The 25,504-nt window shown below is 67.4% G+C and carries 24 protein-coding genes; 16 read left to right on the top strand and 8 right to left on the bottom strand.

The features are described 5' to 3' along the window. Positions 1-37: 37 nt before the first annotated feature. The 3 genes from dapE to dapD are packed head-to-tail and all read right to left on the bottom strand — an operon-like array spanning position 38 to position 2,401. On the bottom strand, positions 38-1,168 hold the full coding sequence (gene dapE, locus LQ772_RS12645; protein ID WP_231321237.1) for a succinyl-diaminopimelate desuccinylase: 1,131 nt from the start codon (positions 1,166-1,168) through the stop codon (positions 38-40). Between the two features lie 55 nt (positions 1,169-1,223). Next, a complete protein-coding gene (locus tag LQ772_RS12650) occupies positions 1,224-1,577 on the bottom strand; it encodes a Spx/MgsR family RNA polymerase-binding regulatory protein (RefSeq protein ID WP_231321238.1) in 354 nt (117 codons plus the stop codon). Further along, positions 1,574-2,401, bottom strand: coding sequence for a 2,3,4,5-tetrahydropyridine-2,6-dicarboxylate N-succinyltransferase (gene dapD, locus LQ772_RS12655; protein WP_231321239.1), 828 nt, complete (start codon positions 2,399-2,401; stop codon positions 1,574-1,576). The genes LQ772_RS12650 and dapD overlap by 4 nt, the downstream gene beginning before the upstream one ends. Before the next feature lie 150 nt (positions 2,402-2,551). Here dapD and LQ772_RS12660 point away from each other — a divergent pair, with 150 nt between their 5' ends. After that, positions 2,552-3,676: an HD-GYP domain-containing protein gene (locus LQ772_RS12660; protein ID WP_231321240.1), complete on the top strand. Its 1,125-nt coding sequence runs from the start codon at positions 2,552-2,554 to the stop codon at positions 3,674-3,676. A 54-nt stretch (positions 3,677-3,730) separates the two neighbouring features. Here LQ772_RS12660 and glnD read toward each other — a convergent pair whose 3' ends face one another. Then, on the bottom strand, positions 3,731-6,376 hold the full coding sequence (glnD, locus tag LQ772_RS12665; protein WP_231321241.1) for a [protein-PII] uridylyltransferase: 2,646 nt from the start codon (positions 6,374-6,376) through the stop codon (positions 3,731-3,733). Between the two features lie 671 nt (positions 6,377-7,047). Between glnD and LQ772_RS12670 the strand changes: the two genes are divergently transcribed. Beyond that, complete coding sequence (locus tag LQ772_RS12670; protein WP_231321242.1) at positions 7,048-7,893, top strand: class I SAM-dependent methyltransferase; 846 nt, start codon at positions 7,048-7,050, stop codon at positions 7,891-7,893. Between the two features lie 6 nt (positions 7,894-7,899). Here LQ772_RS12670 and LQ772_RS12675 read toward each other — a convergent pair whose 3' ends face one another. From LQ772_RS12675 to map, 3 genes are all read right to left on the bottom strand, one after another. Continuing rightward, entirely contained in the window at positions 7,900-8,352 is a 453-nt protein-coding gene (locus LQ772_RS12675; protein WP_231321243.1) for a DNA adenine methylase, read from the bottom strand. 60 nt (positions 8,353-8,412) lie between these two features. Next, on the bottom strand, positions 8,413-8,634 hold the full coding sequence (locus LQ772_RS12680) for a DNA adenine methylase (protein ID WP_231326034.1): 222 nt from the start codon (positions 8,632-8,634) through the stop codon (positions 8,413-8,415). A 559-nt stretch (positions 8,635-9,193) separates the two neighbouring features. Further along, on the bottom strand, positions 9,194-9,958 hold the full coding sequence (gene map, locus LQ772_RS12685; RefSeq protein ID WP_231321244.1) for a type I methionyl aminopeptidase: 765 nt from the start codon (positions 9,956-9,958) through the stop codon (positions 9,194-9,196). A 302-nt stretch (positions 9,959-10,260) separates the two neighbouring features. On the opposite strand from map, the gene rpsB reads away from it, so the two are divergent. Then, a complete protein-coding gene (gene rpsB / locus LQ772_RS12690; RefSeq protein ID WP_231321245.1) occupies positions 10,261-11,139 on the top strand; it encodes a 30S ribosomal protein S2 in 879 nt (292 codons plus the stop codon). Between the two features lie 60 nt (positions 11,140-11,199). Beyond that, positions 11,200-12,084 (top strand): translation elongation factor Ts, encoded by an 885-nt coding sequence (gene tsf, locus LQ772_RS12695; RefSeq protein WP_231321246.1) that lies wholly within the window; start codon positions 11,200-11,202, stop codon positions 12,082-12,084. A gap of 77 nt (positions 12,085-12,161) precedes the next feature. Here tsf and LQ772_RS12700 read toward each other — a convergent pair whose 3' ends face one another. Continuing rightward, positions 12,162-12,548: a VOC family protein gene (locus tag LQ772_RS12700; protein WP_231321247.1), complete on the bottom strand. Its 387-nt coding sequence runs from the start codon at positions 12,546-12,548 to the stop codon at positions 12,162-12,164. A 124-nt stretch (positions 12,549-12,672) separates the two neighbouring features. Here LQ772_RS12700 and pyrH point away from each other — a divergent pair, with 124 nt between their 5' ends. The 12 genes from pyrH (at position 12,673) to rnhB (ending at position 25,446) form a co-directional block, all read left to right on the top strand. Then, positions 12,673-13,395 (top strand): UMP kinase, encoded by a 723-nt coding sequence (pyrH, locus tag LQ772_RS12705; protein WP_231321248.1) that lies wholly within the window; start codon positions 12,673-12,675, stop codon positions 13,393-13,395. A gap of 164 nt (positions 13,396-13,559) precedes the next feature. After that, a complete protein-coding gene (gene frr, locus LQ772_RS12710; protein WP_231321249.1) occupies positions 13,560-14,117 on the top strand; it encodes a ribosome recycling factor in 558 nt (185 codons plus the stop codon). Between the two features lie 208 nt (positions 14,118-14,325). After that, positions 14,326-15,048 (top strand): polyprenyl diphosphate synthase, encoded by a 723-nt coding sequence (gene uppS / locus LQ772_RS12715; RefSeq protein WP_231321250.1) that lies wholly within the window; start codon positions 14,326-14,328, stop codon positions 15,046-15,048. Between the two features lie 26 nt (positions 15,049-15,074). Further along, entirely contained in the window at positions 15,075-15,896 is an 822-nt protein-coding gene (locus LQ772_RS12720) for a phosphatidate cytidylyltransferase (protein WP_231321252.1), read from the top strand. Continuing rightward, positions 15,893-17,083 carry a 1-deoxy-D-xylulose-5-phosphate reductoisomerase gene (locus LQ772_RS12725; RefSeq protein ID WP_231321254.1) on the top strand — a complete coding sequence of 397 codons (1,191 nt, stop codon included), beginning with the start codon at positions 15,893-15,895 and terminating at the stop codon, positions 17,081-17,083. The genes LQ772_RS12720 and LQ772_RS12725 overlap by 4 nt, the downstream gene beginning before the upstream one ends. 36 nt (positions 17,084-17,119) lie before the next feature. Then, positions 17,120-18,466, top strand: coding sequence for an RIP metalloprotease RseP (gene rseP / locus LQ772_RS12730; protein WP_231321256.1), 1,347 nt, complete (start codon positions 17,120-17,122; stop codon positions 18,464-18,466). A gap of 156 nt (positions 18,467-18,622) precedes the next feature. Continuing rightward, entirely contained in the window at positions 18,623-21,019 is a 2,397-nt protein-coding gene (gene bamA / locus LQ772_RS12735) for an outer membrane protein assembly factor BamA (RefSeq protein WP_231321257.1), read from the top strand. Positions 21,020-21,152: 133 nt separating this feature from the next. Then, positions 21,153-22,181, top strand: a complete 1,029-nt coding sequence (gene lpxD / locus LQ772_RS12740) for a UDP-3-O-(3-hydroxymyristoyl)glucosamine N-acyltransferase (RefSeq protein WP_231321259.1) — start codon at positions 21,153-21,155, stop codon at positions 22,179-22,181. After that, positions 22,174-22,647 (top strand): 3-hydroxyacyl-ACP dehydratase FabZ, encoded by a 474-nt coding sequence (fabZ, locus tag LQ772_RS12745; RefSeq protein WP_231321260.1) that lies wholly within the window; start codon positions 22,174-22,176, stop codon positions 22,645-22,647. Before lpxD ends, fabZ begins: the two co-directional genes overlap by 8 nt. Beyond that, positions 22,644-23,417 carry an acyl-ACP--UDP-N-acetylglucosamine O-acyltransferase gene (gene lpxA, locus LQ772_RS12750; protein WP_231321261.1) on the top strand — a complete coding sequence of 258 codons (774 nt, stop codon included), beginning with the start codon at positions 22,644-22,646 and terminating at the stop codon, positions 23,415-23,417. The genes fabZ and lpxA overlap by 4 nt, the downstream gene beginning before the upstream one ends. A 99-nt stretch (positions 23,418-23,516) precedes the next feature. Beyond that, positions 23,517-24,713, top strand: a complete 1,197-nt coding sequence (gene lpxB / locus LQ772_RS12755) for a lipid-A-disaccharide synthase (RefSeq protein WP_231321262.1) — start codon at positions 23,517-23,519, stop codon at positions 24,711-24,713. Between the two features lie 76 nt (positions 24,714-24,789). Continuing rightward, the gene (gene rnhB, locus LQ772_RS12760; protein WP_425600846.1) at positions 24,790-25,446 is read left to right on the top strand and encodes a ribonuclease HII; all 657 of its coding nucleotides are present in this window, start codon (positions 24,790-24,792) and stop codon (positions 25,444-25,446) included. Positions 25,447-25,504 lie beyond the last annotated feature (58 nt).

Below are 25,504 nucleotides of genomic sequence, written 5' to 3' on the forward strand. Positions count from 1 at the left end.
AAGATCTGGCTTCGGCTCTGCTTGCCGCGAGAGCCCGCTAGCCGAGCAACCTCTCACAGATGGCCCGATAGAGCCCCGGCAACCGTTCCAGATCCGCGACTGACACGCACTCGTCCACCTTGTGGATGGTCGCGTTGACCGGCCCCAGCTCCACCACTTCGGCACCGAGCGGCGCGATGAAGCGGCCATCGGAGGTACCGCCGCCGGTGCTCTGCTCCGGGTCCACGCCGCACAGCTCACGGCAGACGCCCAGCACGGTTTCGCGCAGCCGACCGCCCGCGGGACAGAGGAACGGCTCGCCGGAAAGGTTCCAGTCCAGCTGCCAGTCCAGGCCGTGGCGGGTGAGGATGGCCTCGGTGCGCGCACGCAGGTCAGCGGCCGCGCTGGCGGTCGAGTAACGGAAATTGATGTGTGCCACCAGCGATCCCGGGATCACGTTGGTGGCGCCCGTGCCGGCGTTGAGGTTGGACACCTGGAAGGAGGTCGGCGGGAAGTCCGCGTTGCCCTCGTCCCAGCGCGTGGCCGCCAGCTCCGCCAGCGCGGGGGCGAAGGCGTGGATCGGGTTCTTCGCCTTTTCCGGGTAGGCCACGTGGCCCTGCATGCCATGCACGGTGAGCGTGCCGGAGAGCGAGCCGCGACGGCCGACGCGGATCAGGTCGCCCAGCCGGGCCTTGGAGGACGGCTCGCCGACCACGCACCAGTCCAGCCGCTCGCCGCGCGCGCGGAAGGTCTCGGTCACGCGGCGCACGCCGTCCAGATTCGTCGGGCCTTCCTCGTCGCTGGTCAGCAGCAACGCGACGCGACCGGCGTGACGGGGGTGCGCCGCCACGAAACGTTCGAGCGCCAACACCATCGCGGCGACCGAACCCTTCATGTCCGCCGCGCCTCGGCCGTAAAGATGGCCATCACGCACGACCGGCTCGAACGGCGGGCTCTGCCACGCGTCCTCCGGACCGGTAGGCACCACGTCGGTATGGCCCAGGAACACCAGCGTGGCGCCCTCGCCGTGCGTCGCCCACAGGTTGTCGACCGCGCCGTGGCGGAAGTGCTCGATGGCGAAGCCCGCCCGCACGAGCCGCTCGGCGATCTGCGCCTGGCAACCGGCATCCTCGGGCGTCACCGAGCGGCGGCCGATCAGGTCACAAGCAAAGTCCAGTACGTCGCTCAAGCGAACCCCCCGCTGCTTACGAAATTCCTGCAGGACAACTCCCGGCGCGGGACCTCTATTTGCCGAACAGCTTCTTGAAGCCGTTGTCGCTGAAACCCACGCTTACCGCACCGTCGTCCTGCACCACTACCGGCCGGCGCACCAGCGCCGGGTACTCCTTCAGCAGCAGCGTCCACTCCGGGTCGCTGCCCGGATCCTTGCGCTGCGGCAACAGGTTGCGCCAGGTGGTGGATGACTTGTTGACCAGCTTCTCCCAGCCGCCCAGCTGCTGCGCCCAGGCCTTGAGCGTGGCCGCCGGCACGGGGTCGGCGCGGTAGTCGACGAACGTGTGCGGCACCTCGAAGCGCGCCAGCCAGTTGCGCGCCTTCTTGCACGTGTCGCAGTTGGCCAGTCCGTACACGGTGGTCATTCGGCACCCCTGAGCAATTCGTTGATGCCGGTCTTGGCGCGGGTCTTCTCGTCCACCTGCTTGACGATCACCGCGGCGTACAGGCTGTGGCTTCCGTCCTTCGCCGGCAGGCTGCCGGCGACCACCACGCTTCCCGCCGGAATGCGGCCGTAGCTGACCTCGCCGGTCGCGCGGTTGTAGATGCGCGTGGACTGGCCCAGGAACACGCCCATGCCGATCACGCTATCCTTCTCCACGACCACGCCCTCGACCACTTCCGAGCGCGCACCGATGAAGCAGTCGTCCTCGATGATGGTCGGATTGGCCTGCAGCGGCTCCAGCACGCCGCCGATGCCGACGCCGCCGGAAAGATGCACGCGCGCGCCGATCTGCGCGCAGGAGCCGACCGTCGCCCAGGTGTCGACCATGGTGCCGGGCCCGACGTAGGCGCCGATGTTGACGTAGCTGGGCATCAGCACCGCGTCCTTGGCGATGTGGGCACCACGGCGCACCAGCGCGCCTGGCACGACGCGCGCGCCGAGCGTTTCCAGCTCCGCGTCGTTGCCGTGGCCGAAGCGCAGCGGCACCTTGTCGAAAGCCAGCGCCGCGCCACCGTCGACCACGCGGTTGCCGTTGATGCGGAAATACAGCAGCACGGCCTTTTTAAGCCACGCGTTGACCTTCCAGCCGCCCTGCCCGTCCGGCTCGGCCACGCGCTGCTCGCCCTGTTCGAGCAACTCCATCACCTGCGCGAGCGCCGGGCGCAGGTGCGTTTCGATCTCGCTCTGGCTGAGTTCGTTGCGGCGCTCGAAAGCGTCGTCGATCAGGGTATCGATGGAGGGCATGGGCAGCTCGCGGAAAGAAGCTCGGGAAGCGGCCAAGTATACGGAGGGGAACGGGTGCCTACGCCCGGAAACTCAAGTTCACACTCGAGCGGCCGATTCCCCTTCGCTCCCCGCGGCTCGTGCGACCGGTGGAGACGGAGAAGCAGAGCCATGCCACGGCGTCCGATCGACCCGGCCGAGATCACGGTCGGCCAACCTTTGCGATTCAACGCCTACGACGCCAGGGGCAAGCTGCTGATGCGCCTGGGCCAGGTGATCGGCACCGCGGCGCAACTGGAGAAACTGCTCGAACACGGCGTGTTCTACGGCTCCGAAGAGGAGTGCCGTGGACCTTTCCTGCCCCCGGCGCCCTCGCCGCCCTCGCCGCTGGCGCTGGTGCTGGAGGCGCGTGAACGGCTGCAGGCGCTGCTTGCCGATCCGGCGCCGGCGGACTTCCCCGGCGCGCTGGCCGGGATCGCCGAGCAGGTCCGCGAGGCCTGCCGGCGCAGTCCGGACGTAGCGCTGGCCAGCATCCTGCTGCGCCGCGAGGGACCTTACGGCACGCGCCATGCGGTCAACGCAGCGATCGCCTGCCAGCTCACCGGCACCGCGATGGCGCTGGAACCGGCCGAACTGGCGGCGATCGTGTCCGCCGCGCTGACCATGAACATCGGCATGTTCGAACTGCACGACCAGCTGGTCGCGCTGGAAGGGCCGCTGTCGGACGAACATCACCTGGCGGTACGGGCGCACTGCCGGCTGGGCGTCGTGCGGCTGCGCGATCACGGCATCGCCAGCGCCGCCTGGCTCAATGCCGTGCGCGATCATCACGAGCGCGCCGACGGCAGCGGCTATCCCGGCGGCAAGATCGGCGAGGAGATCGGTCGGCCGGCGCGGCTGCTGGCACTGGCCGACGTCTATTGCGCGCGGGTTTCCGGCCGCGACTACCGGCCGCCGCTGCAGCCGACGCTTGCGTTGCGCTGGCTGTTCCTCAACGAAGGGGCAGCGCTGGACGAACGGCTGGCCCGCACGTTCATCAAGACGCTGGGCATCTATCCGCCCGGCACCGGGGTGCGCCTGCGCAACGGTTCGATCGCGGTGGTCACCCAGCGTGGCCCGGTCGGCCACCAGCCGGTGGTCGCCTCGCTCACCACCCACGACGGATTGCGCACGGGCGCGCCGATCCGCCGCCGCGGCGACGTGGAGGCGCACGCCGTCAGCGAGGTGGTCGATTTGACCGCGCTGGACATCGACGTGGACATGGAAGCGCTCTGGGGCGCCGACGCGGTGGCGTAAACACCGATCTGCTGCAGACGCTGCGCGACCGGGACGCGTTCCTACAGCACTTCCTCAGCCGCTCTGCCCCAGCCGTGCCAGCAGCGCCTGCCGCAAACGCTCCTGCTGGGCATCGCCCAGCGGGGCGTCATGGCGATCGGTGAGCTGGAAGAAATCCTCCACCCGCTCGCCGAAGGTGGCGATGCGCGCGTCGTGCACGCGCACCTGCGCCTCGACCATCGCCTGGGCCACGGCGGCGAGCAGGCCGGGACGGTCGGTGCACACCAGCGCCAGCTGGGTGCGGCCGCCGGCGGCGTGGAAGGCGATCCGCGGGGTCATCTGGAAATGCTTGAGTTGCCGCGAGGCACTCCGTCGCGCGGGGTGCACCGGCACCGTCTGCGCCAGCGCGCGGGCCAGCCGCTGCTGCAGCTCCTCCGCCCGCGCCGGGGTGGCCGGCTGCTGCGTCTCGGTGTCCAGCAGCAGGAAGGTGTCCTGCGCCATGCCATGGGGCGAAACCAGCACGCGCGCTTCCAGCACCGACAGGCGCAAGCGGTCCAGCATCGCGGTGACGGTGGCGAACAGGCCGTCGCGGTCGGGGGTATAGACGAACAGTTCGGTGGTACCGCGCACCGACAGCGGATGCACCGCGATCAGCGGCAGCGCGCCATCGGCGCGCAGGATCGCGGCGGTCTGCCAGGCGATCTGCTCGGGCCGGTGGCGCAGGAAGCTCGCTTGCGGGAAGCCGGCCCAGACACGCTCGACCGTTGCCGCCTCGAAGCCGTCGGCTTCCAGCAGCGGCAACGCGTAGTCCTGGCATTCGCGCACGCGGGTGGCGGCATCGCGCGGCAGCTCCACGTCGCTGCGCAGGGCGTAGCGGGTGGCGCTGTAGAGATCGGCCAGCAGGCGGTCCTTCCAGCCGTTCCACAGCTTGGGGCTGGTGCCGATGATGTCGGCGATGGTGAGCAGGTAAAGCTGACCCAACTGCTCGCGGTTCTCCACTACTTGCGCGAAGCGCGCGACCACGTCCGGGTCGGTGATGTCCTGGCGTTGCGCGGTGACGCTCATCAGCAGGTGGTGGCGCACCAGCCAGGCGACCCGCTCGACGTCGTTGGGCGGCAGGCCGAGCTTCGCGCAGAACGTGCGCGCCTCTTCTTCGCCCAGCACCGAATGGTCGCCGCCGCGGCCCTTGGCGATGTCGTGGAACAGCGCGGCCAGCAGCAGCACTTCGGGCGTGGGCAGCGTGGGCCATATCTCGCGGGCGAGCGGGAATTCGGCCTGCGCCGCCGGGTCGGCGAAGCGCGCCACGTTGTGCAGCACGCGCAGCGTGTGTTCGTCGACCGTGTAGACGTGGAACAGGTCGTATTGCATGCGCCCGAACACGCGGCCGAACGCGGGCAGGATCGCCGCCAGCAGGCCGTGCCGGTTCATCCGCCACAGCGCATCGACCGAACGGGCGCCCTGGCGCAGCAGGCGCAGGAATGAGGCAAGCACCTCGCGGTTGTCGGCCAGCGCACCGTCGAGCTGCGCGGTGGCCTGGTGGATGCGGCGCATCGTGTCGGCGGTGAAACCGAGGATGCCGGGCTCGTCAAGGCGCGCGATGAAGGCCTCCACCAGAGCGGCGGGCCGTCGCATGAACACGTCCGGATCCCGCGCGGCCAGCCGCGTGCCGTAGCGCAGGAATTCCTCGCCGACCGGTACCGCGATCTGCGCCGGCTCGAGCATCTCCTCGAAGCGCTCGACGATCTGCACGCCCAGCCGCTCGATCTGGCTGGCGGCGCGGTAGTAACCCTGCATGAACTGCTCGACGCCCAGGTTGGTGGCGTGCTCGTCGACGAATCCCAGCGCCGCGGCAAGCGCGCGCTGGTAGTCGAACAGCAACCGCTCCTCGGCCCGGCCAGCCTCCAGGTGCAGCGCGTAGCGGTAACGGCGGAGAGTCGCCTCGGACTGTTCGAGCGTGACGCACTCGGCCGGGTCGAGCAGCCCCTCGCCGACCATCGCCTCGAAGCCGTCCGCATGCGCCAGCCTGTGGCCGAGCCAGCGCAGCGCGTCGAGCGTGCGCAAGCCGCCCGGACCTTCCTTGATGTTCGGTTCGAGGTTGTAGGCGGTGTCGTCGTAGCGCGCGTGGCGTGCATCGCGTTCGGCCAGGCGCACAGCGAGATAGGCGACTGGCGGCCACAGCGCCGGGTCGTCCACGATCGCCTGCAATTCGGCGTCCATGGCCGGGTCGCCGACCAGCCGCCGTGCGTCGAGCAGGCTGGTGAACACGCTGGCTTCCTGCGCGGCCAGCGCGCGGCACTGCAGCGGATCGCGCACGGCGTGGCCGACTTTCAGGCCTATGTCCCACAGCGTGGCGAAGCATTGTTCCAGCGCGCGCAGGCGCGCCGGCTGCGCCTCCCGTACCAGCGCCAGCAAATCGACGTCCGAATGGGGAAACAGCAGCCCGCGGCCGAAGCCGCCGACGGCGAACAATGCGGCGCCCTCGACTTCACCCAGGCAGGCAGTCCAGACGTGGGCAACCACGCGCGCGACCGCTTCGCCGCGGCGCCTGGCGAGCGCGCCGGCGTCGGCGCCGTCGCGGAAGGCGGCCGTCAGGGAACGATCTACGTCCTCCAGCAGCTGGCGCAGGGCGCGGCGGGCTTCCACCGAAACGCCCGAGCGCGGGACGGCCGGCGGCAGGCGCGGCAGCGGAGGGAGCGCGGGGCGGGCAAGTTCGTCGGTCACGGCAGCCATCTACGCGGGGATGTCGAGCTTACACGCGCGTCGATATGACAATCTCTCCATGCGGGGGGAGGGTGCCCGAAAGGCGGGTGGGTGTAAGCGGCCATTTAGTTTGCATACTCGGGACACTTGGTCTGCTTGCTCAGCTAGGAGCGGTTTAAAGGACGTTTGAAGGCCTTGCGCAGGGGCCTCAATCAGCACGCCCACTGGCGCGGGGGCAGCGGGACATCGAGCATGCTGGTCCCTCTGGTCTCGTCCCAGGGGCGTTCGGCCAAGCTCACGCCGAACTGGCGGGCCAGGCAGAGCACCGTTTGGCGCCATCGGCCATGGTGGTGCGAGAGGTGCTGCATGCCAGACAGGCTTCCCATCGATCAACCTTTCCCGCTTCCTGCATGCAAGCAGATATGTTTGCACCAGGGCGACCGTCCCAGAAGGTTGTAGAGCGGTTCACCGGGGTTGGCCGCGTCCAGCCAAGGCGACGGTGGACTCAGCTCCCCGATGGTCCATTCGAGGTCTCTCCCGCCCCAAATCACGCCGTTGGGCATCTTCGCGCCTCGCCAGCTTTGCGTGCGCGCGCGGTTGCAGGCGCGCCGGGACAGACACAACGGCATGGATGACAGTCCGATCGTCCATCGTGCCTATACTTCGCGCTCCACGATGAAGGATCGCTTTGCATGAGGCAGCCAGCATTCCCCAACGGCCATTTCTACTCGCCCGTAGTCGATCGCGCCGAGGCGGATAAGGACGCAGACCGGATCTGGCCGGCGGCCGCCAAGCCCGTCCGAGGCATCGACCTGAACTACGAAGGGCACCAGCGGTTGTTGCGTGAGGTATTTCCTGCCGTCGTGGAGGGTTTCGCTTACCCAACCTCCGGCCCGACAGACGACACGCTCGAACACTTCTATGACTTCAACGGGCAGTTCGAGCGGCAAGACCCAAAGGTCGCATTTTGCTTGCTGCAGACCATCCGGCCACGGCGGATCGTGGAGGTGGGTTCTGGCTATTCAACGCTGTTAACCATGGATGTGAACCAGCGGTTCCTAGGCGGAGCCGCCGCGATCACCTGCATCGAGCCATACCCGAGGCCTTTCCTAAGGCGCGCCGCTTCCGAGGGAAAGATCGCGCTCATTGAGGAGCGCGCGCAGACCGTCGACGAATTCATCTTCACTTCGCTGGCTGACGGCGACGTGCTGTTCATCGATTCGTCGCACGTGGGCAAGACCGGAAGCGATGTAAACCGGCTCATCTTGGAGATACTGCCGATTTTGGCTGAAGGCGTGTATGTCCACTTCCATGACATATTCCTGCCGCTCGACTATCCAGAACGATGGGTCCGCGAGCTGGGCTTCTCGTGGAATGAGCAATACCTGCTACAGGCATTCTTGGCCTTCAACCCGGTCTACAGCATCGTGTACGGCAGCGCGATCGCCCGCGAGCTCCACACCGAAACCCTGGGGGCGTTTCTGAAGGGAACGCCCATGCAGGGCGGTAGCTTGTGGTTGCGACGCAATCAGGGCTAGGGGATCTCACATCAAGCCGGCGGGCTGCTCTCGCAGGTCCCAATAGAAAATCAGGGCGTCGCCAATTTTTTCGGCCTTGTCACCGCCGACCGTGTACGTGTGGCGCGCGCTCGATGTGAACGCGACCGAATAGCTCGCGGATCGCCGGATGATCATTAAGTTGAGGATCGCCCGGCCCTTGGTGCTGCCAACGGTGGACGCGAGCGCCTCGTACTGGTCCCAGCCGAAGTCCACGCCGTAGCCCTCAGTCTCCCAATAGGGCGGATCCATGAGAAACAGCGTACGCGCCCGATCGTACTTGGCTACGCATTCGGTTCGTGGCAAGTGTTCGATGTAGGCGTTGGCCGGGCGCAAGTGGGCTGCTGAAAGAGTCTCCTCCAGCCGGAGCAGATTGAGGCCTGGAGGCGCGGTCGTGGCGGCGCCGTAGGTCTGGCCCTCAATCTTGCCGCGGAAACGCACTCTGCTGGCGGTAATAGAAGCGCGCCGCGCACTGGATGTCCGTGAGGGCCTCTGGCCGGGTTACTTTGAGCCACCCGAACACCTTGCGACTGGAAAGCGCCCATTTGGACTGGCGGACGAACTCCCCCAGGTGTGCTGCACCACGCGATAGAGGTTGACCAGGTCGCTGTTGATGTCATCGAGCACCTCGACGTCGGTCGGCGCCTTCAGAAAGAAAAGCGCCGCCTCGCCGGCGAAGGGCTTGACGTAGCAGGTGTGCTTGTTATTAAAGAACTTGAAGATTCGATCGCAAGGCGCCGCTTACCGCCGAGCCAGGGGGGTGATGGGTTTGCCGGTGAAAATCACCGGGCCGGTCGCCGCGGCCGCCGCTTAGCCTGTACGGCCACCAGGAGTGGATCGCGCGGCAGATCCTGCCCAACACCTGCGACGAGGAAGTGCTCGCCATGCGGCCCGCTGGGGGCAGTTGGTCAGCACCTTGAACAGATGGGCGCCCCTCCCTGGACGCCGCCGGCGCCCCGCCCCGGCGCGCCGCCGGCGCGTTTACGCGCTTCGAAGCCGTTTCACACTCGCCTCAACTGCCCTTCGAACACGAAAAAGCCGGTCCCTCGACCGGCTTCATTTGCAAACGTACTGTCTTTTGACCGGAATCGTGCCCAACTCTGCAAACTTACGCGAGGCCGGCGACGCGCTCAGCACGCTCGAAACCGGCGCCAGTCGTGGATTTCATCCCGAATTGGACCTTCTTATTTCGGATTGTCCCCCTTCAGTGGGGTCCGGGCGGAGCGTGCTGTCCGGCAATACCCGCCCTCACCCCTCTCCCGGCGGGAGAGGGGCTCAAACCTCACGCATCCGGCCAGGGCGTCAGGATCTCGAAGCCGTCGTCGGTCACCGCCACGGTGTGCTCCCACTGCGCGGAGAGCGAGTGGTCCTTGGTGACCACGGTCCAGCCGTCGGGCAGCTGCCGGGTTTGCGGCTTGCCTGCGTTGATCATCGGCTCGACGGTGAAGGTCATGCCCTTCTTCAATTCCACGCCGGTGTCGGGCTTGCCGTAATGCAGCACCTGCGGCTCGTCGTGGTAGACCTTGCCGATGCCGTGGCCGCAATACTCGCGCACCACCGAGAAACCGGCCGCCTCGGCATGCTTCTGGATGGCGTGGCCGATGTCGCCCAGATGGGCGCCCGGGCGCACCTGCTCGATGCCGCGCATCATCGCCTCGTGGGTGGTTTCCACCAGCCGCCTGGCCAGCACCGATGGCGTGCCCACGAAATACATGCGGCTGGTATCGCCGTGCCAGCCGTCCTTGATGACGGTGACGTCCAGATTGATGATGTCGCCGTCCTTGAGCACCTTGCCCGGCGTCGGGATGCCGTGGCAGATCACGTGGTTGACCGAGGTGCACAGCGTCTTGGGGAACCCGTTGTAGCCCACGTTGGCGGGTACCGCCTTCTGCACGTTGACGATGTGCTCATAGGCGATGCGGTCCAGCTCCTCGGTGGTCACGCCGGGCTTGACGTGCTCCTTGAGCAGCGCCAGCACTTCGGCCGCCAGCTTGCCGGCGACGCGCATGCCTTCGAGGTCCTGGGGAGATTTGAGGGTGATGGCCATGGAGTCCGCTTTCGAAGGGAGCGGCAGCGCCGGCTGGGCCGGCAACTTGCCGCGGAGCCGGCGCACCGGCTACAATTGCACGGTTTTGCAAGCCGCGTCAGGCCTTTGAAGGCATGCGGCGCAAGACGAAACGGGATTGTAACCGCCCTGCGGCAGCAAGCCCAATCAACGCCACACACGCATCGGCACCGTCTTCGGGGTGCCGCGGTCTGCTTTGAAGGCGACCGCGGTCGAGGCCGGGGATGCGTGGAGGTCCCAACCCCCGGGTCACTGCTTGTGGCCCAACAATCGAGAACACCACCATGGCACAAGTCACCATGCGCCAGATGCTTGAAGCTGGCGTGCATTTCGGTCACCAGACCCGCTACTGGAACCCGAAGATGGCCCCGTACATCTTCGGCGCGCGCGGCAAGATCCACATCATCAACCTCGAGAAGACCCTGCCGCTGTTCACCGACGCGATGAACTTCCTGTCGGGCCTGGCGCAGAAGCGCGGCACCATCCTTTTCGTCGGCACCAAGCGTTCGGCCCGCGAGCCGTTGGCCGAAGAGGCCGCCCGCGCCGGCATGCCGTTCGTCACCGCCCGCTGGCTCGGCGGCATGCTGACCAACTTCCGCACCGTCAAGCAGTCGGTCGCGCGCCTGAAGGAGCTGGAAGCGGCCGAGACCGACGGCACCTTCGAGAAGCTGGTCAAGCACGAAGTGCTGTCGCTGCGTCGCGAGCGCGACAAGCTCGAGAATTCGCTCGGCGGCATCAAGAACATGAACCGCCTGCCCGACGCGCTGTTCGTGGTCGACATCGGCCATGAGGACATCGCCGTGCAGGAAGCCAAGAAGCTCGGCATCCCGGTGATCGCGGTCGTCGACACCAACTACAACCCGGAGCTGGTGGACTACGCCATCCCGGGCAACGACGACGCCATCCGCGCGATCCAGCTGTACGCCCGCGCCGCCGCCGACGCGATCCTGGAAGGCAAGGCTGCCGCCCCGGATGCCGCCCACGGCGACGCCAACGAGTTCGTCGAGCTGGACGAGGAAGGCAACCCGATCGCCAAGGACGAGCGCAAGGCCGCCCCGCCGCGCCGCGAGCGCGACAGCCGTGGCCCGGCCAAGAAGGGCGCCGGCGCGCCGCGTCGTGACGGTGGCCGTGGCGGTCGCGAGTCGACCGAAACCGCCGAGTAAGCCTTTCACGCTGCCGTGGCGGCCCGGCCGCCACGGCACATCAAGATCCGAGGATTCAAGATGAGCAATATCTCCGCACAACTGGTCAAGGAGCTGCGCGAGCGCTCCGGCGCCGGCATGATGGAATGCAAGAAGGCGCTGGTGGAAAACAATGGTGACATCGACGTCGCCATGGAATGGCTGCGCAAGTCGGGCCTGGCCAAGGCCGACAAGAAGGCCAGCCGCGTCGCCGCGGAAGGCCGCGTGGTCACCGCCCAGGCCGGTGGCAAGGCCGTGCTGGTCGAGGTCAATTGCGAGACCGACTTCGTCACCAAGAACCCCGACTTCGTGAAGTTCAGCGACACCGTCGCCGACGTCGCCCTGAAGTCCGGCGCCGCTGACGTCGCCGCGCTCAATGCCGCCGCCTACCCGGGTGCCGGCAGCGTCGAGGAGGCCGCCAAGGGCCTGGTCGCCACCATCGGCGAGAAGATCGAAGTGCGCCGCATGGCGCGCGTCGAGACCACCGACGGCAAGATCGGCAGCTACGTCCACGGCGGCCGCATCGGCGTGCTGGTGGCGATCAAGCGCGGCTCCGAGGAGCTGGCCAAGGGCGTGGCGATGCACGTGGCGGCGATGAACCCGCCGTACGTGCGCGCCGACGACGTTCCGGCCGACTTCATCGCCAAGGAAAAGGAAATCGCGCTGAGCCAGATGTCCGACAAGGACAAGGCCAAGCCGGCCGAGATCCTGGAGAAGATCATCTCCGGCAAGATCAACAAGATCGTCTCGGAAGTCACCCTGCTGGGTCAGGCCTACGTGCTGGACACCAACATGACCGTGGGCGACGCGCTGAAGAAGGAAGGCGCGGACGTGCAGCAGGTCGTGCGTCTGGCCGTCGGCGAAGGCATCGAGAAGGTGGAAGAGGATTTCCACGCCGAAGTGATGAAGCAGGCAGGTCTGGCTTAAGCGCCAGCCGCATCGCTTGAAAAAGGCCGCGGGAAACCGCGGCCTTTCTTTTTGCCCGCTCATGGACGACCGCGGCCTCAGCGACGGGGTTGCAATAGATCCCAGCGATTGCCGTACAGATCCTCGAACACCACGACGGTGGCGTAGGCCTCCTCGCGGGGCGCTTCGCAGAAACGCACGCCCTTGGTGCGCATCGCCTCGTAGGTCGCCTGGAAATCCCGAGTCTCCAGGAACAGGAAAACCCGCCCGCCCGACTGGTTGCCCACCGCTTGCGATTGCCGCGCGTCGACCGCCTTCGCCAGCAACAGTCGTGTCTCGCTGGATCCGGGCGGCGCCACGATGACCCAGCGCTTGCCCCCGCCCTGGGGCACGTCCTCGATCAGCGTGAAACCGAGGCAATCGGTGAAGTACGCGATGGCTTCGTCGTAATCGCGCACCAGCAGGGCAATGGCGCCGAGATGCATGGTTACCTCCGGTGGTTGGCCGCCGCGCAGGATGAACGATCAGGCCGGCTCGCGCGGCCGTGCGCCTGACGGGGCACCGCCGCATCGCTACAATATGCCGGTTTACCCACAATCCGGAGACCCCATGAGCGACCAGCCCAAGTACCGCCGCATCCTGCTCAAGCTCTCTGGTGAAGCGTTGATGGGCGAGGCGGACTACGGCATCGATCCGAAGGTGATCGGCCGGCTGGCCAACGAGATCATCGAAGTGCGCAAGGCTGGCGTGGAAGTGGGCGTGGTGATCGGCGGCGGCAACATCTTCCGGGGCGCGGGGCTGGCGGCCGCCGGCATGGACCGGGTGACCGGCGACCACATGGGCATGCTCGCCACCGTGATGAACGCGCTGGCGATGGCCGACGCGATCGAGAAGCGTGGCGGCTATGCGCGCGTGATGAGCGCCATCCAGATCCACGATGTGGCCGAGGACTTCATCCGCCGCCGCGCCATCCGCCACATCGAGAAGGGCCGCATCGCGCTGTTCGCGGCCGGCACCGGCAATCCGTTCTTCACCACCGATTCGGCCGCTGCCCTGCGCGCGGTGGAGATCGGCGCCGACCTGCTGCTCAAGGCCACCAAGGTCGACGGCGTGTACACCGCCGACCCGGCGCGCGATGCCAGCGCGACGCGCTACGACCAGCTGAGCTACGACGACGTCATCCAGCGCAACCTGCAAGTGATGGACACGGCGGCCATCGCGCTGTGCCGCGACCATGGGATGCCACTGCGCATCTACGACATGACCGTGCCGGGCAACCTGATGCGGATCATGCAGGGCGCGCAGGTAGGCACGCTGGTCACCGCCAGCTGATCTGATGTAGGAGCGCCCCTGGGCGCGACTACCATCCGGGCCGTGCCGGGCCGCCCGGCTCTTCCGGTCGCGCCAAGTGCTCCAGCCCGGGATGCGGTGTGCCGGGCCGCCGCCACCTGTGCGCTGCTATACTTGGCTGCTTCACGCAACGCCGGATGACTCCCATGCTCAACGACATCAAAACCGATGCCCAAACCCGCATGGGCAAGAGCATCGACGCGCTCAAGCACGACCTGACCCGCCTGCGCACCGGCCGCGCCAGCACCGCGCTGGTCGACCATATCAAGGTGCCCTACTACGGCTCGGACATGCCCTTGAACCAGGTCGCCTCGGTGTCGCTGGCCGACGCCCGCTCGATCCAGATCTCGCCATTCGAGAAGAGCATGGTCGCGCCGATCGAGAAGGCGATCATGGCCTCGGACATCGGCGTCACGCCGACCACCGCCGGCACCGTGATCCGCCTGAACATGCCGCCGCTGACCGAGGAGCGCCGCAAGGAGCTGGCCAAGCACGTGTCGCACGAGGGCGAGAACGCCAAGATCGCGATCCGCAACATCCGTCGCGACGCCATGCAGAAGGTCAAGGACCTGATCAAGGACAAGCAGATCAGCGAGGACGACGAGCGCCGCGCCGACGACGAGATCCAGAAGCTGACCGACCGCTTCGTCAAGGAAGTCGATGCCGTGGTCAAGGCCAAGGAAGACGAGCTGATGGCGATTTGAGCGGTCCTGCGCTCATTGCCATGAACACCCCGGTGCGCCCCTGCCCTGCTCCCTCTCCTCTCCGGGGAGAGGACTGGGGTGAGGGGACGCTCTCGCGGGAAGCTCCCTCCGAAGCTCGCACACGCCTTCCCGGCGAGCCACAACCCCTCATCCGACCCTTCGGGCCACCTTCTCCCCGGGAGGGAGAAGGATTCAGTCGCGCGCATCCATGACCATTCCCCGCCACATCGCCATCGTGATGGACGGCAACGGCCGCTGGGCCAAGGCTCGCCTGCGCCCGCGCAGTTTCGGCCACAACGCCGGCCGCAAGGCCGTGCGCGAGGTGGTCGAGGGCTGCCTGCGCCAGGGCGTGGAGGCGTTGACGTTGTTCGCCTTCTCCAGCGAGAACTGGCGCCGCCCGGACGAGGAGGTCGGCGCGCTGATGGAACTGTTCCTGCGCGCGCTGGACAAGGAGGTCGACGAGTTGCACGAGCAAGGCGTGCGGCTGCGTTTCATCGGCGACCTCAGCGCGTTCCACGCCGAGCTGCGCCAGCGCATGGAGCTGGCGATGGCGCGCACTGCGGACAACCTCAAGCTCGCGCTCAACATCGCGGTCAACTACGGCGGCCGTTGGGACATCGTGCATGCCGCCCGGCAGGCGGCGATCGCGGTGGCGCAAGGCGAACTGCGCGTGGAAGACATCGACGAAGCGTGTCTGGGCGGCTATACGTCCCTGGCCGAATTGCCCCCGCTGGATCTGTTCATCCGTACCGGCGGCGAAGTGCGCGTCAGCAACTTCCTGCTCTGGCAGCTGGCTTACGCCGAGCTCTACTTCACCGACACCTTGTGGCCGGATTTCGACCAGGCTTGCCTGGCCCGCGCCATCGAGGACTTTGCCCACCGCGAACGCCGTTACGGCAAGACCGGCGAGCAGGTCGCCCGATCCGTATGATCGATCGGTAACCCCAAGGATCCTCGATGCTGCTCCAACGCACCCTCACCGCCCTGCTGCTCGCGCCCTTCGCGATCCTGGTAATCCTGCTGCCGCCTGGCTGGACATGGCTGTTCGCGCTGGTGACCGTGGCCGCATTCCTCGCCGGGCTGTGGGAGTGGACACGCCTCTCCGGTCTTCGCAACCGGCCGGTGCGGGCGTTGCTCCTGGGAGGAGCGCTGGTGGTGTTTGCGCTGCTTTGGTGGCTGCGCGATACGATCCAGTGGGCGGCCCTCGTCGCCGGTGCCGCCTGGTGGGCGTTGGCCTGCGTGTGGCTCAAACACTTCGCGTTCGCTGCCGCACCCACGACGGAAAACCGCAACCTCAAGCTCGCCGCCGGCGCGCTGGTGATCTTTCCGGCGTTCGTGGGCCTGCTGGCGATCCACGCGAGCGAGCCTTACGGCCATTGGTGGACGCTGCTGACGCTGCTGATCGTGTGGGCCGCCGACATCGGGGCGTATTTCAGCGGCCGCTTCCTGGGCAAGCGCAAGCTCGCGCCCAACATCAGCCCGGGCAAGACCTGGGCCGGCGTAGGCGGGGCCTTCGTCGCGGGCGCGCTGGTGGCCGTGGCCGGCGGCGTGCTGCTCGGGGTGGAAAGCTGGCGCCTGCTGGCGCTGGCCTTGCTGGCTGTGCTCACGGTGGCCGCATCGGTCGTCGGCGACCTGATCGAAAGCCTGATGAAGCGGCACGCCCAGGTGAAGGATTCCGGCCGCATGTTCCCTGGCCACGGTGGCCTGCTCGATCGCATGGACAGCGTGTTCGCGGCCGTGCCGGTGTTCGCGCTGGGCAAGCTGCTGCTGGGTCTATGAGTACCTCTACGCTCCGCCGGGTCGCGGTACTGGGCGCCACCGGCTCGATCGGCGGCAGCACGCTCGACGTGATCTCCCGCCACCCCGAACGCTTCCGCGCGAGCGTGCTGGTGGCCCATCGCAACGTCGAGGCACTGGTCGCGTTGTGCGCGACGCATCGGCCGGACCTGGCGATCGTCGCCGACCCGGCCATGGAGGGCACCCTGGTCCGCCAGCTTGCCGCCGCCGGCGTGCAGTGCGACGTCGCCAGCGGTGCCGAGGCCATCACGCTCGCCGCATCCGGTCCGTTGTGCGACACCGTGGTTGCCGCCATCGTCGGTGCCGCCGGGCTGGAGTCGACCCTGGCCGCGGCCCGCACCGGCAAGCGCCTGCTGCTGGCCAACAAGGAATCGATCGTGATGGCCGGGCCGCTGTTGCTGGCCGCGCTGCGCGAGGGCGGCGGCGAGCTGGTGCCGGTCGACTCCGAGCACAACGCGATCTTCCAGTGCCTTCCCGACGGTCGGCCGGAACTCGATGCGCATGGCGTGCGGCGACTGATCCTGACCGCCTCGGGTGGCCCGTTCCGCGGCAGGAGCCGCGCCGAACTCGCCGCCGTCACGCCCGAGCAGGCCTGCAAGCATCCCAACTGGGTGATGGGCCGCAAGATTTCCGTGGACTCGGCCACGCTGATGAACAAGGGCCTGGAAGTGATCGAGGCGCACCACCTGTTCGGCGCCGCGCCCGAGCGCATCGAGGTGGTGGTGCATCCGCAGAGCATGATCCACTCGATGGTCGAGTATGCCGACGGTTCCGTGCTCGCCCAGCTGGGCAACCCGGACATGCGAACGGCGATCGCCCATGCGCTGGCCTGGCCCGACCGCATCGAGGCGGGGGTCACGCCGCTGGACCTGGCCGCCTGCGCCCCGCTGGCCTTCGAGAAGCCGGACCTGCAGACCTTCCGCTGCCTGGCACTGGCCTTCGCCGCCCTGCGCGAGGGCGGCGACGCGCCGGCCATCCTCAACGCGGCCAACGAGGTCGCGGTCGAGGCGTTCCTGGCCGGCGCGCTGCCCTTCCTGTCCATCCCCGAGCTGGTCGAGGGCGTGCTTGCGGAACTGCCGGCCCAGCCCGTGGTCGATGTCCAGGCGCTGCGCGAGCGCGATGCGCAGGCGCGCATGGTGGCGCGTCGGAAGTTGCGAACGGCTTGCTGATAAGCTCGCACAGAGAAGTAACCCCAGGTTTTTTTGATGAATCCCTTCTTCGGCTCGGTGTTCTGGTTGCTGGTCACGCTGGGCGTGCTGGTGACCTTCCATGAGTTCGGCCATTACTGGGTCGCGCGCCGCTGCGGGGTCAAGGTGCTGCGCTTCTCGGTCGGCTTCGGCCGCGCCGTGTGGAAGCGCATCGGACGCGACGGCACCGAATACCAGGTCGCGATGATCCCGCTGGGCGGCTACGTGAAGATGCTCGACGCGCGCGAAGGTGACGTCGACCCCGCCTTGCGCGATGTCGAGTTCACCAGCAAGAGCGTATGGAAGCGCATCGCCATCGTCATTGCCGGCCCAGGCTTCAACCTGGTCTTCGCCGTGGCCGCGTTGTGGCTGATGTTCATGCTTGGCCGTCCGGATGCCGCGCCGGTGGTCACCGCAACGCCTGGCAGCATGGCCGCCGCCGCCGGCATTCAGTCGGGCGATCGCCTGCTGCGCGTGGACGGCGAACCGGTGGCCACCCTGAGCGACGCGATGGACGGCATCGCCACCGCCCTGCTCGGGCGGGAGCCGCTGCCGGTGGTCGTGCGCGGGCGCGACGGCAACCAGCGCGACGTGGTCCTGCCGCTGCAGGAGCTGCCGGCCGGTCGCAGCATCGACAAGTACTTCGACAAGCTGGGACTCAAGCTGGCCCCGCCGCCGGCGGTCGTCGCCACGGTGATGCCCGGCCAGCCGGCCGCGCAGGCGGGCATGGAGTCGGGTGACATCCTGCTGGCGGTCAACGGCAAAGCCGTGGCCGATTTCGACGACTTCGCCAAGGCGGTCCGCGACGCAGCCGCGCAGTCGCCGAAGCTGGACGTGGCCGTGCGCCGCGGCCAGCAGACCCTGCACCTGCCGGTCGTCGCCCGCTACGAGTCCCTGCAGGGGCAACCGCCCCGATGGTCCGTCGGCGTGGGCGCGATCCCCCCGGAGAACGTGACGAGGCGGTACGGCCCGGTCAAGGCCTTGGGCGCAGCGCTGGGCTCCGCCTGGGACACCACGCGCCAGACGTTCACCATGATCGGCAAGATGGTCACCGGCGACGCGTCGACGAAGAACCTGTCCGGCGTGATCGGCATTGCCCAGGTCGCCAACCAGTCCGCCCAGGCGGGCCTCCCGTATTTCCTCCGTTTCCTGGCGCTGGTCTCGCTCAGCCTGGCGATCCTCAACCTGCTTCCGATCCCCGTCTTGGACGGCGGTCACCTGCTGTATTACCTTATCGAGTTGGTCAAAGGCAGCCCGGTAAGCGAGCGGACCCAGATGATCGGCCAGTACATTGGCCTGGTCCTGCTGTTCACGCTGATGGGGCTGGCGTTCTACAACGACATACACCGCACCCTGCTTTCGTGACGCGAGCGCTCTTCCCCGCGGCCATCGGCCTTGTCGTGGCAGTAACGCCCGCCACGGCGCGCGGGTGCATTCCGGGACGGGGCTCGGCCCCTTCCCTTCAGAACATGCTGGAACGGCCTCGCGGCCGGCCGTCGGAATAACCCACCGGAATCGACGATGAAGCGTATCGCCGCCCTGCTACTGCTTGCCTCCCTCTCCGCCAATGTCCTGGCGTTCGAGCCGTTCGTCGTCTCCGATATCCGTATCGATGGCCTCAACCGCATCTCCGCCGGCACGGTCTACAACTACCTGCCGGTCAACAAGGGCGACCGCCTGACCGACGAGGAGGCGGCCCGCGCGATCCGCGCCCTGTACGACACCAAGTTCTTCAGCGACGTGGAGCTTTCGCGCGAGGGCAACATCCTGGTGATCAAGGTGGTCGAGCGCCCGTCCATCGCCAAGCTCACCCTGCGCGGCAACAAGGACATCAAGGAAGAGGACCTGCGCAAGGGCCTGAAGGAGATCGGCCTTTCCGAAGGCGAGACCTTCGACCGGCTGTCGCTGGACCGCGTGCAGCAGGAACTGATCCGCCAGTACTACAACCGCGGCAAGTACAACGTCTCGGTCGAGCCGCACGTGACCCGGCTGGACCGCAACCGCGTGGCGATCGACATCGAGATCCGCGAGGGCAAGGCCGCGCGCATCAAGCAGCTGAACATCGTCGGCAACACCGCGTTCCTGGACAAGGACATCCGCGAGGACTTCGAGTCCGACACCACCAACTGGATGTCCTGGTATTCCAAGGACGACCAGTACTCGCGCGAAAAGCTCTCCGGCGACCTGGAGAAGCTGCAGTCGTTCTACATGAACCGCGGCTACGCCGACTTCGGCGTGGACTCCACCCAGGTCACCATCGCGCCGGACAAGCGCGCGATGTACATCGCCGCCAGCATCAAGGAAGGCGAGATCTACACCGTCTCGGACGTGCACCTGCTCGGCGAACTGATCCTGCCCGAGGACACGCTGCGCAAGCTGGTGTTCGTCAAGAAGGGCGACACCTTCAACCGCGCCGCGGTCGAAGGCACCTCGGACGCGATCAAGGGCATCCTGGCCAACATCGGCTACGCCTATGCCAAGGTCACACCGGTGCCCAAGCTGGACAAGGACAAGCGCACGGTCGACATGACCTTCTTCATCGAGCCGGGCCAGCGCGTGTACGTGCGCCGGGTCGTTTTCCAGGGCAACACCCGCACCGAAGATGACGTGCTGCGCCGCGAGATGCGCCAACTCGAAGGCACGGTGTACTCGCAGGCGGCGGTCGACCGCTCCAAGATCCGCCTGCAGCGCCTGGGCTACTTCAAGAAGGTCGACATCGACAAGCAACGCGTGCCCGGCTCGCAGGATGCGGTCGACGTCACCGTGAAGGTGGAAGAGCAGTCCGCCGGCAGCCTGATGTTCGGCGTGGGTTACTCGCAGTACTCGGGCGTGATCCTCAACGCCTCGGTATCGCAGAACAACTTCCTGGGCACCGGCGACAGCTTCAGCGTGGGCGCCGAACACAGTTCGTACTACTCGCGCGTCACCGCCAGCTACTACAACCCGTACCTGACCGACAACAACATCGGCATCGGCTACAGCGCGAGCTACTCCAAGACCGATTACGGCAACACCGACTTCGCGAACTACGAAAACAGCACCAAGGCGTTTTCGACCTACCTCGGCATCCCGATCAGCGAGACCGACGGCTTGCGCGTCGGCATGGGGCTGTCCAGCAACAAGATCAACACCTACCAGAACATCACCCCGCAGGTGCTGGTGGACTACCAGAACGCCATCGGCAACCGGACCGTGCACTCCTGGACCGGGACGCTGGGCTGGACCCATGACACCCGCAATGGCTACTGGGCTCCCACCCGCGGCGGCCTGCTCTCGGCCAGCACCGAGGTGGCGCTGCCCGGCTCCACCGTGCAGTACTGGAAGTTCATGGGCGAGGCCAACCACTACTGGCCGGTCGGCGGCGGTTTCGTGCTGTACCTGGACGGCCAGGTCGGCTACGGCGACAGCTATGGCAACCAGACCTACAGCCGCACCTTCGGCGACTTCGTGGCCGGCCAACCCTACGATTTCCCGTTCTGGGAAAACTTCTACTCCGGTGGCGTGCGCGACGTGCGCGGTTTCCAGGACAACACGCTGGGCCCGAAGGTGTGCATTGGTGCATCCGGCACCTCCAGTACGCCCAATGCCAACGGCACCTGCACTGGCGGCTACTACCAGTATGCGCAGCCGATCGGCGGCGCCTTCAAGGTGCTGGGCACGGCGCAGGTGTTCATCCCCCTGCCGTTCCTCAAGGACATCAACACGGCGCGTGTGTCCGCCTTCGTCGACGTCGGCAACGCGTTCCGCAACTACCAGGCCTTCGATGCCAGCGAGCTGCGCGCCTCGGCCGGTATCGCGTTGCAGTGGCAGGCGCCGATCGGCCCGCTGATCATCAATTTCGCGGTGCCGATCCGGTCCAAGCCGGAGGATCGCCACTACGAGGAGCGCATCCAGTTCACCTTCGGCAGCCAGTTCTGACCGCAGGACATGATCCGACCAAAACGCGGCCCGACGGCCGCGTTTTGTTTTGGTCCGGATGATCCCAGCAGGACTGCGGCAGTCGTTCCCAGCCTCGCCCTCGCCTACAATGCCCTGCCCCAAAGGAGCGCGCATGAGCGAGCACATCTACACCGTGGCCGAACTCGCCGAGCGGTTCGGCTTCGCCTTCCACGGCGACGGCAAGCGACGGATCGGTGGCGTGGGCACGCTCGCCGCGGCGCAGCCGGACCAGCTCAGCTTCCTCTCCAACAGCAAATACACCGCCCAGCTGAGGGCTACCCGGGCGGGCGTGGTGGTACTGCGCGAAGAGAACGTGGGCGATTGCCCCACTGCCGCGCTCATCGCCGCCGACCCGTACGTCGCCTACGCGAAGATCGCCGCGCTGTTCGAGCGTCTGCCAGCCGCCCCTCGCGGCATCCACCCCAGCGCGGTCGTCGCCACCAGCGCGAAAGTGAGCGCCAGCGCCAGCGTCGGGCCACACTGCGTGATCGAGGACGGCGCGGTGGTCGAGGATGGTGCGGTGCTCGGCCCGCACTGCATCATCGGTCCGGACTGCACGGTGGGCGCGCAATCGCGGCTGGTCGCGCGCGTGACACTCGTGACGCGGGTGACGCTGGGCAGGCGGGTGCTGGTGCACCCGGGCGCGGTGATCGGTTCGGACGGCTTCGGCCTGGCCTTCGAGCGCGACCACTGGGTGAAGATCCCACAGCTGGGCGGCGTGCGCATCGGCGACGATTGCGAGATCGGCGCCAACACCACGATCGACCGCGGCGCGCTGGAAGACACCGTGCTGGAAGAGGATGTGCGGCTAGACAACCAGATCCAGATCGCCCACAACGTCCACATCGGCGCGCACACGGCCATGGCCGGCTGCGCCGCAGTCGCGGGCAGCGCCCGGATCGGCCGCTACTGCCAGATCGGTGGCAACGCGGGCGTGCTTGGCCATCTGGAGCTGGCCGACCGGGTTACCATTACCGCCAAGAGCCTGGTCACGCATTCGATTCGCGAGCCGGGCGAATATTCCTCGGGCGTGCCGCTGCAGGACAACCGCCAGTGGCGCAAGAACGCTGCCCGCTTCAAGCACCTGGATCAGTACGCGCGCCGCCTGTCGGCGCTGGAGAAGGACAGTAACGATGAGTGACAACCCCGCGACCTTGGCCCTGCCGGTCAACGTGGAGCAGATCCAGCAACTGCTGCCGCACCGCTATCCGTTCCTGCTGGTCGACCGCGTGATCGAACTGGTGCCGGACAAGAGCGTGGTGGCACTGAAGAACGTGACCATCAACGAACACTTCTTCCTCGGCCATTTCCCCGGCCATCCGGTCATGCCCGGCGTGCTGATCGTCGAGGCGATGGCCCAGGCCGCCGGCCTGCTGACGCAGATATCCAGCCGCATGAAGGGCGACCAGGGCAGCCCGCTGTTCTACCTGGCCAAGGTCGACAACGCCCGCTTCAACGCCCCGGTCGTACCCGGCGACCAGTTGCGCCTGGAAGTCTCGCTCAAGCGCCTGATGCGCGGCATGGGCCTGTTCGTCGCCCGCTCGCTGGTCGAAGGCAAGGAGGTGGCCAGCTGCGAGCTGATGTGCGCCGCGAGGGCCGACAAATGATCCATCCCACCGCGCAGATCGATCCCAGTGCCGTCATCGGCAGGAATGTCGCCATTGGCGCCTACAGCGTGATCGGTGCGGAGGTGGAGATCGGCGAGGGGACGGTGATCGGCCCGCACGTGGTGATCGAGGGCCCGACGCGGATCGGGCGCGAAAACCGGATCAGCCAGTTTGCCTCGATCGGCGGCGCGGCGCAGGACAAGAAGTTTTCCGGCGAGCGCACCGAACTGGTGATCGGCGACCGCAACCTGATCCGCGAATTCGTCACCATCAACCGCGGTACCGGCGAGGGCGGCGGCATCACCCGCATCGGCGACGACAACTGGCTGCTCGCCTACGTGCATATCGCGCACGACTGCCAGGTCGGCAACCGCGTGGTGTTCTCCAACTACTCGGCCCTGGCCGGACACGTGGAAATCGGCGACTGGGTGATCGTTTCCGGTTACGCCGGCGTGCATCAGTTCTGCAAGGTCGGCGCGCACGCCTTCATTGGCATGGGCTGCCTGGTCGGCTCCGACGTGCCGCCGTTCGTGATGATGGCCAACGAGCAGCACGGCCGCCCGCGCGGCATCAACAGCGAGGGCCTCAAGCGCCGCGGCTTCGATGCGCCGCGCATTTCGGCGATCAAGCGCGCCTACCGCACGCTGTACATGGCCGGGCTGTCGCTGCCGGAGGCGCGCGTGCAGCTCGCCACCCAGGCGCAGGACAGCGACGACGTGCGCGAGATGCTCGCATTCCTGGAGCGCAGCGAGCGCTCGCTGGCGCGGTAATCGAGCGCGATCGCGTCCGCCTCTCCGCGTTACGGTGCCGGCCGGCCCGGGCCGCTGTTGCGGTGACCCCCGCCGCCTTCGCCGCTACACTGCCGCTCCATGAGTTCCTCCCCCCTCATCGCCCTCATCGCCGGCGAAGACTCCGGCGACCAGCTCGGCGCCGAGCTGATCGCCGCGCTGCGCAAGCGCTATCCGCAGGCCCGCTTCGTCGGTATCGGCGGCGCGCGCATGCAGCGCGAGGGTTTCGAGTCCTGGTACGACATCCGCGAGCTGTCGGTGATGGGTTTCGCCGAAGTGGTCCGGCACCTGCCGCGGCTGCTGCGCCTGCGCAAGGCGCTGCTCGGTCGCCTGCGCGAGGCGCGCCCGGACGTGGTGGTCGGTATCGACGCGCCGGACTTCAACCTCGGCGTGGAACGTCGCCTGCGCGAGGCGGGACTGCGCACCGTTCACTACGTCAGCCCCTCGGTATGGGCCTGGCGCGAAAAACGTGCGGAGAAGATCGGCCTGAGCGCCGATCAAGTGCTGTGCCTGTTCCCGATGGAGCCACCGATCTACCAACGCCACGGCGTCGATGCCCGTTTCGTCGGCCACCCGCTGGCCGACCGCTTCGCGCTGGTTTCCGACCGCGTGGGCGCGCGCGACGTGCTGCAACTGCCGCAGGACGCGCCGGTGCTCGCCGTACTCCCAGGTAGCCGGCCTTCGGAAATCGACAGGCTGGGCACGATCTTTATTGACGCGGCCCGTCGCGTTGGCGCGGCCCTGCCCGGCCTTCGCATCGTGGTCCCCGCGGCCAACCCACAAGTGCACGCGCGCCTGAAGGCGCTGCTGGCCAGTGGCCCGCGCGACGAGAGCGCACCGCTGCTGATCGAAGGGCATGCGCACGAAGCCATGCAGGCCGCCGACGTGGTGTTGCTCGCCTCCGGCACTGCCACGCTCGAAGCGATGCTGGCCAAGCGGCCAATGGTGGTCGGCTACCGCGTGTCGCCGTGGAGCTATCGCATCGCCCGCGCTTTCAACATGCTCAAGACCGACGTCTACGCGCTGCCGAACATCCTGGCGCGCGCCTGCGGCCTGGGCCAGGACAAGGTGGTTCCCGAGCTGATGCAGGACGAATGCACGGCGGAGAACCTCGCCCGGGCGACGCTGGCGCTGTTTGCCGACAGCGAACGGCGCGGCCAGGTAGTCGCCGCGTTCGAGCACTTGCACCGGGCGCTGCGCGGCTCCGAGGAAGGGGGCGCGGGCGAACGCGCGGCCGCTGCCGTGGCCGAGTTGCTGGAGACTCCGCGTGCGTCCTGACGATCTCGACGAAGCCACCGCTCTGCTTCCTCGATCCTCAGTGGATAGCACGGTGGGGAGCGGCCTTCGCGACGCATTGGTCGCGGAGCGCGCCCCGAGTGGAGAAGAAACCGGTTCACCGGTACCTCCAGCCAAGGCCGCGCCAAGAACCAGGCGTCTCATCGCCGGCGTGGATGAAGCCGGTCGCGGCCCACTGGCCGGCCCGCTGGCGGTCGCGGCCGTGATCCTCAACCCGCGGCACAAGATCGAAGGCCTGGACGACTCCAAGAAACTCACCGAGGCCCGCCGCGAAGCGCTCTACGCGCAGATCGTCCAGCGCGCGCTGGCCTGGCACGTGGTGCTGGTCGAGGTGGATGAGATCGATCGCATCAACATCTTCCAGGCGACCATGGCCGGGATGTGTCGCGCCGTGGCCGGCCTGAAGGTTGCCGCGCACGAGGCCTGGGTCGACGGCAACCAGCTGCCCAAGGCCCTGCCCTGTCCCGGCAAGGCCATCATCGGCGGCGACGCGTTGAAGCCTGCGATCAGTGCCGCCTCGATCATCGCCAAGGTCACCCGCGATCGGCTGATGTGCACGCTGGACGCGCACCATCCCGGCTACGGTTTCGCCAGCCACAAGGGTTATTCCACCCCCGAACACCTGGCCGCGCTCCGGCAGCTCGGGCCCTGTGCGCTGCACCGGCGCAGCTTTGCGCCCGTGAAGCTTCTGTTCGACCAGGGCACCCTGTTCTGACATACGATGACGCGTCGCGCCGGGAGGCGTGACGCCGCGCACCTTCAGTGGCCAGCTG

The sequence above is a fragment of the Frateuria edaphi genome (assembly GCF_021117405.1).
Lineage (GTDB): Bacteria > Pseudomonadota > Gammaproteobacteria > Xanthomonadales > Rhodanobacteraceae > Frateuria_A > Frateuria_A edaphi.